Source organism: Diaphorobacter sp. HDW4A (assembly GCF_011305995.1).
Lineage (GTDB): Bacteria > Pseudomonadota > Gammaproteobacteria > Burkholderiales > Burkholderiaceae_C > Diaphorobacter_A.
Genome location: NZ_CP049910.1, coordinates 4,235,288 through 4,247,970, shown reverse-complemented (window position 1 = coordinate 4,247,970; position 12,683 = coordinate 4,235,288). Strand labels below are relative to the sequence as shown.

Sequence of the window (12,683 nt, the reverse complement as noted above, 5' to 3'; positions counted from 1 at the left end):
ATAGAGTGAATTCAATGAAATCGCGTCAACTGATTGCTACGGGGCTTCTGCTTGCCTTGACGGGTAGCCTGCAGGCTCAAAATGCCATTGATCCTGCCGCGCGAGCACAGGATGGCAAAGCCGCCTCAGCAGAATCGACGGGTGACGATAAATCTAAGGTGGTCCCGGATTTCGAGCCGCGAATCATGCGTGGTGACGACAAGCTCATCAACATGCCACCTGCGTACACGCCGGTGGAAGGGTCGCCTAGCGGTTACAAATTCGAAGACGCGCCCATCCAGGACGTGGTCACCGTGTTTATGCGAGAGGTGCTCAAGGTCGACTATGTCCTGCATCAGCCGATCACGGGAAGCGTGACGCTGGCTACGCGTGGTCCTATCTCCCCTGACGATGCACTGTCGCTGCTTGAGAGCGCGCTGCAGGTCAACGGACTTGCCATGGGACGCGACTCGCGCGGCGTTTATCACGTGGGCAAGCTGGACTCGCTCAAGGGCGTGGTCTCGAACATCCGCGTGGCTGGCAACAAGGGGCCTCTCCCCCCCGGCTATGGTGTGGTCATCATTCCTTTGGAGTTCATTGGGGCCACGGAAATGGCGGCCATTCTGAAGCCGATGGTGCAGGGTGAAGCGATCGTACGCGTGGACACACTGCGCAACATGCTGGTTATGGTCGGCACGCGCAATCAAGCCGAGGGCTGGATGGACATGGTCAAGACCTTCGATGTGAACATGCTCAAGGGCATGTCGGTCGGCGTCTTCCCGCTCAAATATGCGTCTGTCAAGGAGGTGGAGTCCGCGCTGCAACTGCTGAACAGCAGTGCGGCTGCTGGCGGCGGCGGTGCGTCGGGAGGCGCGGCGCGACCAGCGGGCTCTGCTCAAGCCATTCCGGGGGGGGCAGGAGGTGCCGCCGGAGCTGCGGCCGCCAGCGCGCCGGCGGTGGCCTTGAGTGAGAATTTCCCGTTGTATGGCGCACTCCGGGTGCTGCCGATCGCGCGCATTAACAGCATTCTGGTGGTGACCCCGCGAGCCGCCTATCTTGAAGAGGCCCGCCGCTGGATCGAGAAGCTCGACAAACCGAGTGACAACGGTGCAGAGCCGCAACTGTTCATTTATCAGGTACAGAACGTGAACTCGCGGCACTTGGCAACCGTCTTGAGCGGAATTTTCAGCGGAATGCAGAATCCGTTTCAGAGCGGCAACGCTCAGGGAGCCACGGGTGCGACGGGCGTCGCGCCTGGGCAAGGCGGAGTGGCAGGTGTGACTGGGTCGAACAATGCGTTCAATAACAATGCCTTCAACAGCTCTATGGGTGGATACAACAATGCCTATGGCGGAAACACCATGGGTGGATACGGAGGAGGCTATGCAGGAGGCAACGCATTTGGGCAATCTGCAGGCTCCGGGATCGGCTCCGGGGGGTTGACCAGTCTTCGACAGAGCAATACCGCCAATTCGAATCGTCCGTCCATCTCCGTGACGGCCAGCTTTGGTTCGATCCGTGTTGTGGCCGACGAGTTGAACAACTCCGTGTTGATTTGGGCAACGCGAGCTGAGTATGAGCGGATTGAGGCTACGCTCAAGCGTCTTGATATCCCTCCAACGCAAGTGCTGATCGAGGCCTCGATCATTGAAGTGACACTGAACGATACCTTGAATTATGGTTTGAAGTGGGCATTCACTGATCAATCGGCGAATGGCAGCAAGGTGGATAGCTCTGGGATTGGCTATGTCGGTGGAGCGCCGCAGACTGGTCCGCTGGCTGGAGGGTTCAGTTATTCTGTTTTGAATCCCTATGGACGAGTGCGAGCGGCGTTGACTGCATTGTCGAAGATCACCAATCTGAAAGTGGTATCAAGCCCTAGCTTGATGGTTCTGGACAATCACACGGCGACCATCTCCGTTGGCGATCAGCAACCAGTGCAGACGTCAACAACCTACATTCCTAATTCAACGACAGCGACAACTACGTCAACCATTCAGTACAAGGACACAGGTGTCAGCTTGGTGGTTACACCATCGGTCAATGCTGGCAACTTGGTCACAATGCAGATCGACCAAATGCTGACGGATTTGGGGGCTCAAGATGCCGATACTAAGCAGTACGCATTTATGCAGCGGCAGATCAGCAGCAAGGTGGCTGTCCGTTCTGGGGATGCGATCGTGCTCGGCGGTCTGATCAAAGATTCGGAACAAGCAGGGAAGACGGGCGTTCCCTTGCTCTCCAGAGTTCCTGTGCTTGGCGCTTTGTTTGGCGAGCATACGAAGGACACCAAGCGCACTGAGTTGCTGGTCGTCATCTCTCCGCGAGTCGTACGCACGGACATCGATATCCGCGAAGTCTCTGATGAGCTTCGCGACCGGATGAAGGGGTTGCGAGATGTGGAGGCTTTTGACCGTGAGAAGGTCAAGCCTAAGACAGCCGCTCCAATCTCGGCACCGCAGCCGCAATAAGTTGGTAAATTTTAAGTGCATTGTGTATCAAGGAGTAACTAAATGATGAAGGCTGGGCACGCTCCAAATCGTTCTCTAAAAGGTGGGCGCGGCGCATTGGTATCTAAGCTCGCGGGGCTGGGTGTAGCTGTCGCATTGTTGGCTGGCTGTGCCAGCATGGGTGGAGCAAACCCGGAAGCTGCGGTCAAGGCCCGGGCAAACGCACGTTGGGCGGCGTTGATAAAAGGTGACCAGAACGCCGCCTATCAATACAATACCCCTGGGTTTCGCGCTACGGTGCCTCCAGAGAAGTTTGTGGAGCGACGTGGCAAGGACGTGAGGGTTCTGGAGGGAGAGGCCGTCAAGGTCACTTGTTCAACGGCTGACAAGTGCGACGTCCAGATTCGGTTGGCTGCAACTGCCGCCGCAATGTTCCGTCAGAATTTTCCGAAACAAGTCGTCACGTACATTGACGAAACATGGCTATTGGAGGGCGGGCAATGGTGGATATTCGAGAAGCTTTGAGTCCACGTACGTTGCCCTATTGCAGGTTGAATTGGCGTGACTGATGGAGGAAACGAGTATCGAGTACCTGTAATTGTTGCACCCAACCAACATACTGTCATCGGCGGGGTGAATTCTCTAGGCAATCTGCCTCCCTGCTATGCTAGGATTAAAAGGCGTAATCAACCTCTACCTTAGTTGCGCCAAACAACTTTTCAACTGGAGTTTCTATGAAGAAGAATGTTCTCGCTCTGAGCATCGCCACCGCTGTGGTGGGCTTTGCTGGTAGCGCGCACGCCATCCAACAGATTGGCAACAGTGCTACACCAGCAACTGCTAACGACCTGCAGTTCGGTAACACCGGCACTGGTCACATGCTGCTCGTGCCTTACTTCAGCACGCAAGATGGCAATGCCATGCTGCTGTCGCTGATCAACACCGACACCGTGAACGGCAAGGCTGTGAAGGTTCGCTTCCGCGGCGCTCGCAACTCTGACGACATTTTTGACTTCCAGGTCTTCCTGTCGCCTGGCGACGTGTGGACTGCCAACGTCAGCAAGAATGCCGACGGCCTGTCGTACCTGACGACCGAAGACAACACCTGCACGAAGCCAGCCAAGGCTACGCTGAACAGCACTCCATTCATCACTTCGCGTCTGAACTCGAAGGTGACGGCTGAAGAGCGTGCCAACGGTACCCGTGAAGGCTATGTTGAAATCTTCAACATGGCTGACATTCCAAAGTCGACTACCGGTCTGTACCCGCTGATCAAGCACGCTAACAGCATTGCCAAGTGCGCAAACGATAGCACCAACACTGCTTGGACCGCCATCAATACGGATCTGGCAAACGAAGCTGCTTACGAAGCTCCTGCAATCGGCATGGCTAACCCCACGACCGGTCTGGCAGCTAACTGGACCATCATGAACGTGCCTAAGGCACTGTCGTGGAGCGGTACAGCTACAGCTATCGAAGCTGTGGACAGCAACGTTGTTCCCGCAGCTCTGGCTACCGGCAACATCGTGTACTTCCCTCAGACCAACGTGAACGTGGCTAATCCTACAACTTACTCTGCTGATGCGCTGTTTGGTGCAAACGCTGCTGCTAAGGTTTACGTGAAGCCTGCGATGTATGACCTGCCTGACATGTCTACACCTTACACGCTGAACACCAACGCTGCTGCTACTTGGCCTGCTGACCAAGCTGTGAAGCTGGCTGACGCGATCACTACCCGTGCCGTGATCAACGAGTACTGGACCGAGCCCGACATCAAGGCTGAAACTGACTGGGTGTTCTCCATGCCCACACGTCGTTACGCCGTTGCCGTGGATTACTCTGCTGCTACTCCAGCTGCCGTGTACAACCCAGCTGTGAACAAGCACTTCGCCGAAACCAACACCACCATGAACGGTGATGCTGTCTGCGTGTTGAACGTGAGCTACACAGCTTGGGACCGTGAAGAAAACTCCCCAGCGTCTCCTGACGACGTGGTGATTTCTCCCGGTACACCTACTGCTCCTACGCTGTTCTGCGGTGAAACATCCGTCCTGAGCTTCAACAACGCAGGCGCGGCACAATCCGCAGTGCTGGCAGCTTCTGTGGCCCTGAAGGACATGGACACTGGCTTCACGAACGGCTGGGCTCAGCTGAACACCCCCGGTGCAACTTCTGCTGGTCTGCCAATCTTGGGCCAAGCATATGTTAGCGCTTACAACCCATCCGTGGCTGCCGGTACTGCTGGTAACTTCGGCGTGAACTGGGGTCACCGTTTCGTTCGTCCTTAATTTGTTTTGGACTGAACGCAGCGATGCGTAAGTAAAAAGGCGGGGAACTCCCCGCCTTTTTTTATCTCTACGAAATATGACATTGAGTTCCTTCTATGCCTGTGTCTCCATATGGTTGCCTGGCGCAACGGGGTGCTCGAAAAGCAGTTAGCTCAATCTTGTGGCGCATTGCATTGCGCAGGTCTTTCATAGACATATGCCCTGATGTGTTGCTTCATCAGGCTGCAAGTAGTTTGTTTCGTGAATTTAGGACTTTCCGATCGTTATGAAAATGTCTCGTCAATTGGGTGTGGCCGTTCTCGGTCTTTGCGTTGTCACCAGCGTGCTGGCTGCTCAGCCTGTCGTGGTGCTGGAAGTTGGAACGGTCAAGGTGACAGACCAGGATGTACGTGCAGAACTTGCACTGGCTCCTCCTAGCGCTCGAGAGCGTGCGCTTGACAATCCAGCGACATTGAAACAAATCGCCACAACTTTGGCGGCAAGGCGCCTGCTCGCCCAAGAGGCCGAGAAGAATGGTCTTGCGAATATGGCCGAAGTGAAGGCTCAGGTACAGATCACCAAGGAGCGAGTGCTTTCCACGGTGCGCATGGAACAGTTTGATGCTTCACATACACCCGATGCAAAGGCTGTTGAAGCGTATGCCCGTGACTATTACCGTTCGAATCCCAAGGCGTTCGAGGTGCCGGGCGAAACCAAGGTGAGTCATATTCTGATCGCCGGCGACACTTCTGACTCGAAGGCCAAGGCGGAGAAGCTGCTCGCGGAAATCAAGGGCGGTGCTGATTTTGCCAAATTGGCAAAAGAGAATTCCGACGATAAGTCCAGCGCCGAAAAAGGTGGGGATTTGGGTTACAGCCCAGCAGGGCGATTTGTTCCTGAGTTCGACAAGACGGTGGCAGGCCTTTCCAAGGACAAGCCGCTGAGTGATCTGGTCAAGACCCAATTTGGTTGGCACATCATCCAGTTTGCTGACAAGCGATCTGTTCGCACACTCGCCTTTGAAGAAGTTTCGGATAAGTTGAAGGCAGATGCTATGACCAAGATTCTGTCCGATAAGCGCCTGGAAAAAAACAAAGGCCTGATCAAGGATGCAAAGATCCATGAGGATGCACTCAAGGCCATGGGCGCTGAGAAGCCTGCTGTTGCAGCTCCAGCCAAGAAGTAGCCATACAAATCTGAGCTCGTGACACGGTGCGAGTGATCGAGTCCGGAGTCCCGGACTCGCCACAATCGCTGGTACCATTCGTGCGCTGCCCAACCGGCACGTACGCTTGTGTGTGCGAAGTACTTTGCTCAGAAACGGTTCTAGCGCAAGCAGGTTTGTTTGTCGGCAAGCCTCTCGCGTTGTTGTTTCTGTTCTTTTTGACTAAATTCAAATCACCCTGCGATTCATCATTTGCATGGGAACATTTCTGTCCGAACTAGCGCAGCTCTGGCGTCTGCGCAATCTGGTGGCGGTACTAACGCGGCGCGAGGTCGTCGCCCGTTACCAAGGCTCCGCCGTGGGCGTGCTCTGGGCGTATATCCAGCCGTTGCTGACCATTGCGGCCTATTACCTTGTGTTCGATGTCGTCTTCGCCATGCGTCTGGGCGAACACGCTCCTACGAGCCGGGTGGGCACCTATCTGATCGTCGGCTCGCTGGCCTGGATGGCTTTTTGTGATGCATTTGGGCGCGGCACCTCGAGTCTGCTGGATGCGGGGGGGCTGTTGCAGAAGAATGCGCTGCCGCCGATCATTTTTCCGGCGCGCACGGTGCTGGCCAGCGCGGTGGTGTTCGGGCCTATGCTGCTTCTGTTGACGCTGGCCTATGCGCCGGTGCATCACTTTGCGCTGCCAGTGATCGCGGTGGTTCCGTTGCTGCTGCTGCAGGTGGTAATGAGCTTTCTGCTGGCCTATCTGTTTGCCATCATGGCGGCGGCGCTGCGGGACACGGTGCAGATCGTGGGCTTTGCGCTGCAGATCGGCATCTTCATGTCTCCCGTGCTGTTTCCGATGACGATGTTCCCGGCGGCATGGCGCTGGGTGCTGTGGATCAATCCGATGACGCCTGTGGTTTCCGGTTGGCAGACGATTCTGCTGCAGGGCGCGTGGCCCGCATGGAATGTCTGGCTGGCGCTGGTGCTGTGGATCGCTGGTGCGGCGTTGCTGTTGTCGGTGGCGGTGCGTCGCAGCCATGATCAGTTGGTGGATTGGCTATGAACGCACAGATGTCTCCATCGAAATTGAACGATGACGCGGTACTGCGCGTGAGCCATGTGAGCAAGGAATACAAGCTCTACGATTCGCCGCGTGAACGGTTCAAGGCGTTGTTCAGCAACAAGGTGCGACATCGCAGCCATTGGGCGCTGAAGGACATCAATTTCGAACTCAAGCGCGGCCAATGCGTTGGCGTGGTAGGGGACAATGGTGCGGGCAAAAGTTCATTGCTCAAGCTGCTCGCGGGCACGATGCAGCCCAGCTCAGGTACCGTCGACCGCGTCGGTCGCGTGACGGCGATTCTCGAACTGGGCGCGGGTTTTCATCCCGAGTTCAGTGGCCGCGACAATCTGTATTTTGCGGGCAGCCTGATTGGCATCAGCCATGAGGAAATGGCGAAGCTTGAGCCGGGCATCATCGCGTTCTCCGAGCTGGGCGATGCCATGGACCGGGCGGTGAAGACCTATTCGTCGGGCATGACGGTACGTCTCGCGTTCGCGCTGATCACCGCCGTGCCGCCTGATGTGCTGATCATCGACGAGGCACTGGCCGTGGGCGACCAGCATTTCCAGAAGAAGTGCGTGGCGCGCATCATGGAGTTTCGCGATGCGGGCTGCACGATTCTGTTCTGCTCGCACAGTTCGTATCACATCCGCCATCTGTGTGACCAGGCCATCTGGCTCAAGGGCGGGCAGGTGATGGAGATGGGGCCGACCGAGGCGGTGATGGGCTCGTACGAGATGCACAGCCGCCTGCGCTCGGACGCTGCTGCGCCTGCTCCGCATCTCGCGTTGATCGAAGGCAGTGGTGATGAAATCGATGTGACGCTCAATGCGCTGGACGACGATCTGCCCGCAGAATCCGCGACTACGGGCACGCGCATGCCGTCCAGCCCGGACGGTCTGGGCGCGAGCATGCTGTCGGTGGCGATTGCTGATCTTGGCGAGGGCAAGCCGCCGCTGCTTGAGAGCGTGGACTTGGTTGTCACCTTCCATGTTCGTGGTCGTGGCGACGAGCGCCCGAATCTTGGTTTCATGATCGAACAGTCGCAGGGCACGGGCATCACTTCGCTCGCCACGCATGAAGAGGGCGCACATCCGCGCCGTCTCGCCGACGGGACCTGGGAGTCCGTGCTGCGCTTCCCGAATCTGCCGCTGCACAGCGGAGAATATGTGGTGAGTGCCTATCTGTTCGATGAAAGTGGCCTCGTGCTTTACGATGCGTGGCTGCACTATCAGCATTTCCGTTTTGTGTCGCCAACGTTGATGCCGGGGCTGGTGCGTCTTCCGCACGAATGGACCTGATGCCCCGCCTTGGCCGCCTTGGCCTGCACATGAATTTTCCAGATATTGATGATGTCCTCTGAAAACGCTTCAACGACCGCGCCCGATCCCATCGCTGAGGCTAGAGCCCTGATGGGCCGTGGCGAGATGGAGGCCGCAGGTCAGACGCTGGTGGCGGCGCGCGACGTTGCCGCTACCCGCTTGGCTGCACACAACCTGATCGAGGAACACTTTCCGCTGCTGTCGTACGGTCAGTGGATGGGTTGCCCCTGCCAGATCTCTGAGGCGGATGACATCTTCAAGTTCTTCGCCGCTCACCCCTCCAGCCTGAACCCCATCCGCGACTATCTGGCCGATGGCTGGCGCACCATGTCTGAACTGGTGCTGCTGCTGGAAGAGGTGGGGCACCCGCTGCTGCGTACCCAGAGCGTGCTGGAGTTCGCCAGCGGCCACGGCCGTTTCACGCGCCACCTCGTGAAGGCGCTGGGCGCCCAGCGCGTGGTGGCCAATGACGTGGTGGTGGACTCCGTGGAGTTCTCACGCAGGATCTTCGGTGTGGAAGGCTTCGTGTCGCCTTCCGTGCCCGAGCAGGTGCAATGGAACAAGCAGCACGATCTGGTGTTCGTTCTGTCGCTGTTTACGCACTTGCCCGCATCGACATGGTCGCGCTGGCTGCGCCGCATTTTCGACATGGTGGCGCCGGGTGGCGTGCTGGTGTTCACCACGCACGGCGCGGAAGCCGTGTTCAAGCAGAACGTCACGCTGGACGAGAACGGCTACTTCTTCGTCGCTTCCAGTGAATCCAACGCGATCGATGGTCAGGAGTACGGAACGACCTTCACGTCCGAAGCCTTTGTGCGCGCCCGCATTGCGGAGACGCTGCCCGAGGCGCGATTGCTCAAGGTGGCCGAGCGTCAGTTCTGGCACCACCAGGACGCCATCGTCGTCGAAAAGCCGTGAAGGGAGAACACCCCCCTGAGTCGCTTCGCGCCCTCCCCCCGCTCTCGCATTGCGTTGCAAAGCGGGCAGAGGGACGCAGCCAGCGCGGCAGGGCGGCCCTTGCGCGGCTGCCCTCGCCTGGGCCACGCTAGGTCTACGTGCCGTGGGAGACATGAAGCGCCATGAATAACTGATTTAGCAAGGATCCGGAAGCATGCATACAAGTTCGCTGGCCCATGTACAGGGGCTGGTCCACAAATACCTGTCGGGCAGCACGAGCAAGCCGCTCAAGATCATCGACATCGGCAGCTACGACGTCAACGGCAGCTACAAGCAGTTCTTTCTGCATCCGAGCTGGCAATACACCGGCGTGGATCTGGGTGCCGGGCCGAATGTGGATGTGGTGCTGGAGTCGCCTTATCGTCTGCCGTTCGACAGCTTCTCGGTCGACGTGATCGTCTCCGGCCAGGCCTTCGAGCATGTGGAATACTTCTGGTGCTCGTGGCTGGAGATGGTGCGCGTGCTCAAGCCGGGCGGCCATATCTTTCTTCTCGCGCCTTCGCGCGGACCGGAACATCGCTATCCGCAGGACTGCTGGCGTTTCTACCCAGATGCCTACCGCGCGCTTGCCAAATACGCATCGCTGGAACTGCTGCAGGTGAGCACCGACTGGGAGCCGCACGCAAGCGAGGACAGCGCGGCCTGGGGTGATACGGTTGGCGTGTTCCGCCAGCCGCAGCTCAGCAGCATGCAGATGCTTCGCCGCAGACTCATGCAGCAGCTGCGCTATCGCGTGATGCCGGGCTACAGGTAAGCCGTTTTGGGCGATTCAATCCCAAGGTAATCTGTGTTACCTTGCGCGGCACAGGAGGAACAGGGTTGGCGCATCGTGCGCAAGCCGCGCACACCATGCCGCCGAGGAGTCATCTGCTCATAGCCACAGAGGCCACACAGCCGCGCCGTCACATCTTGATGACGGTATTCGCGCTGCTTCTGTGGCTTGTCATTTCATTGTTTTCCACGCCAATTCACGCGCGCGACACGCGTGCAGAGTTGGACGTGCCCGTTGCGAATGCGGCTCAGGCCGCAGGCAAGGGTTTTGTCGACAAGGCCGAGGTGCGCGACGGCGTGCTGACCTTGCAGGGCTGGGCCGCAGCGTACAACCCGAGTGCTTATGTCACGCTGGTGGAGGTCTGGCTCGGCGAGCAATCCGTCTATCGCGGCCGTCTTGGCTTTCTGACCAACCGGCCCGATGTGGTCGAGTCCACCAAACAGGCGCTGTGGCTGAACAGCGGCTTTCATTTGCCGGTGCGCCTGCCGCAGGATGCCTCGGCAGGTTCATTCCCGCTGCGCGTGCGCGTGACCAATGGTGATGGTGGGCGCTTCGATCTGGAGCTCAGCGAGCAGGCGCGGCAAGTGCAGATTCCCGAAGGCGCGCGCAAGCCGTCCACCAAGGCGAAACTTGCTTTGGCATTGGCTGCTTTGCTGCCTGCGGCGTATCTGCTGATCGCTTTTGCGCGACGCGATGGCATTGCAGGCGCGCGCGGATTTATCGCGGCGGTGCTGGCGTCCTTTGCTTTGTTGGTGGTGGCCGGCTGGAGTGGCTCGTCGCTTCCCCTGTTGCTGGATCGGGCCAAAATCTTGCAGCACGACGGTGCGAATTTCATCGGCAAGGCGCAGGAGGTGCGGCGCGATGAATGGCTGATCGTCACACCGCTGGCAATGAGCCAGAGCGCCGAGCCAATGGCGCTCGCCTCGGTTAATCCGCTGCATGGCGTGTACGGCCAGAACATGAATGTGGTGGGGATGAGCGGCGCGCCCACGCTGGGGCTCGAGGCGATCGCCAAGCCCGCGAGCTGGGGCTTCTTCTCGCTTGATCTCAAGCGTGCGCTCGCATGGTATTGGTGGTTTCCGTTCTTTGCCTGCTTTCTTGCGCTGTGGGCCGTGCTGCGCTGCTGGTTCGCGATGGACTGGCGCAAGGCAGCGGTGTTGGCGGTGCTGGTGCCCGGTTCAGCGTATTCGGTTGGCTGGTCGGGATGGCCCGCTTACGTGAGCTTTTTTCCGCTGCTCGCGGCACTGGCTGCGACGCGGATGTTGCTTGCTGACAGCAAGCTCGTAGTGAGCTCGTGGGGTCTGGTGCTGGGCTGGGCTGCTGCGGGTTTTGTGCTCGTGCTGTATCCGGGCTGGCAGATTCCGCTGGCCTACCTGATGGGATTGGTCACGCTCTCGCAGCTGTGGCAGATGCGCTCGCGCTTGAACGTCGGCATGGCGCAGGCCATGGGTGTGGTACTGGCTGTGCTGGTGGGTGGTGCGCTGCTGGGTGCGTGGTGGAGTGATGCGCACGATGCCATCCGGTCGCTTGGGCAGACGGTGTATCCGGGGCAGCGGTCGGCGGAGCTCGGTGGCTATGTCGAGCCATGGCATCTGTCCAAGGGGCTGGCCAATCTGGTGACGCTGTATGCCAGCTCGCAGTGGTCGATTCCGAGCGACGCCGCGGGTAGCCTCTATCTGCTGATTCCACTGGCGGTCGCCACGCTGCTGCGACTCGCCATCCAGCGTTCCGTGGATGCACTGGTGCTTGTGCTGTGGGCGTTCATTGCGTTCGTGCTGGTCTACATGTTTGTAGGCATTCCTGCGTGGCTCGTGCGTGTGACGCTGTGGGGCAAGGTGCCTGCATTCCGTCTCGATGTGGTGCTGGTCCTCGCTCAGGTCTTTCTGCTGGGATATTTCATACAGGAAGCCACGGCGCTGCGTGCATGGGCCGAACGCTCGCGCGCCAGAGCGTCATCCCTGCAGGCCTGCGCGGCGTTGACCGCTGCGGGTTTTGCGTGGATCAACGGGCACCATCTCACGTCGATGCCCGTGCCCATGCAAGACTGGCTGAACCCTGCGGTGTTCGCATTGATTCTGGTAGGCGCGGCGTGGCTGGCCTATCTGGTGGTGCGGGGGCGCGTATGGAACGCGGTGGCGATCAGCGCGGCATGGACACTTGCGGTAAGTTTGCCGTTCAATCCGCTGCAGCAGGCACCGCAGCATGTGCGTCTCGTGCCGGAGTTGCACGACGCACTGAAGCCCGAGGCGGGCGTGCCGGCACGTGTTGCCGTCGTGAACGAGGACCTCTGGGTGAGCGCCTTGCCGGTGGCGGGCGTGGGCGTGGTCAACAGCTTTTTCTACGATCCGCCGCTGAAGTTCTGGCGAGATCTGGATCTCGAGGGCAAGCAGGAGCAGGTCTACAACCGCTACCAGTTCATGCAGATCAAACTGGCGCCTGAGTTGTCCGGTGCGGACTTCCGCATCAGCAGCCCGCGCATGGATGCGGTGACGCTCAGCGTGGAGCCTGAGCGCTTCGATTTCGCCAAGGTGAAGGCGGGCTTTGTGCTCGCCAACATGCAAGACGCCGCGCTGCTCAAGGGCAATGCGCGTTTGCAGATGGAAAAGACCGATGGGGTGAACTGGACGCTGTTTCGGGTGATTCCATAAACTCGTCGCGCAACACCGAAAGAAAAATGGGCTCCTCATCGGGAGCCACATTTTGTGGAGGGACCG

At 58.8% G+C, this 12,683-nt stretch carries 9 protein-coding genes; all 9 read left to right on the top strand.

All coding sequences use genetic code 11. The annotated features are described in order from the left end of the window. The first annotated feature begins 14 nt into the window (after positions 1–14). The 9 genes from gspD (at position 15) to G7047_RS19450 (ending at position 12,617) form a co-directional block, all read left to right on the top strand. Positions 15–2,450, top strand: coding sequence for a type II secretion system secretin GspD (gene gspD / locus G7047_RS19490; protein WP_166309150.1), 2,436 nt, complete (start codon positions 15–17; stop codon positions 2,448–2,450). Positions 2,451–2,492: 42 nt separating this feature from the next. Then, positions 2,493–2,954, top strand: a complete 462-nt coding sequence (locus G7047_RS19485) for a hypothetical protein (protein ID WP_166309147.1) — start codon at positions 2,493–2,495, stop codon at positions 2,952–2,954. Between the two features lie 209 nt (positions 2,955–3,163). Further along, positions 3,164–4,717: a cell surface protein gene (locus tag G7047_RS19480; protein WP_166309144.1), complete on the top strand. Its 1,554-nt coding sequence runs from the start codon at positions 3,164–3,166 to the stop codon at positions 4,715–4,717. 265 nt (positions 4,718–4,982) lie between these two features. Next, complete coding sequence (locus G7047_RS19475) at positions 4,983–5,882, top strand: peptidylprolyl isomerase (RefSeq protein WP_166309142.1); 900 nt, start codon at positions 4,983–4,985, stop codon at positions 5,880–5,882. 235 nt (positions 5,883–6,117) lie between these two features. Then, on the top strand, positions 6,118–6,918 hold the full coding sequence (locus G7047_RS19470) for an ABC transporter permease (protein WP_166309139.1): 801 nt from the start codon (positions 6,118–6,120) through the stop codon (positions 6,916–6,918). Between the two features lie 8 nt (positions 6,919–6,926). Further along, positions 6,927–8,219: an ABC transporter ATP-binding protein gene (locus tag G7047_RS19465; RefSeq protein WP_240939192.1), complete on the top strand. Its 1,293-nt coding sequence runs from the start codon at positions 6,927–6,929 to the stop codon at positions 8,217–8,219. 48 nt (positions 8,220–8,267) lie between these two features. Continuing rightward, positions 8,268–9,158: a bifunctional 2-polyprenyl-6-hydroxyphenol methylase/3-demethylubiquinol 3-O-methyltransferase UbiG gene (locus tag G7047_RS19460; protein WP_240939191.1), complete on the top strand. Its 891-nt coding sequence runs from the start codon at positions 8,268–8,270 to the stop codon at positions 9,156–9,158. Between the two features lie 193 nt (positions 9,159–9,351). Continuing rightward, a complete protein-coding gene (locus tag G7047_RS19455) occupies positions 9,352–9,951 on the top strand; it encodes a class I SAM-dependent methyltransferase (RefSeq protein ID WP_166309133.1) in 600 nt (199 codons plus the stop codon). A gap of 245 nt (positions 9,952–10,196) precedes the next feature. Then, entirely contained in the window at positions 10,197–12,617 is a 2,421-nt protein-coding gene (locus G7047_RS19450; protein WP_166309130.1) for a hypothetical protein, read from the top strand. Positions 12,618–12,683 lie beyond the last annotated feature (66 nt).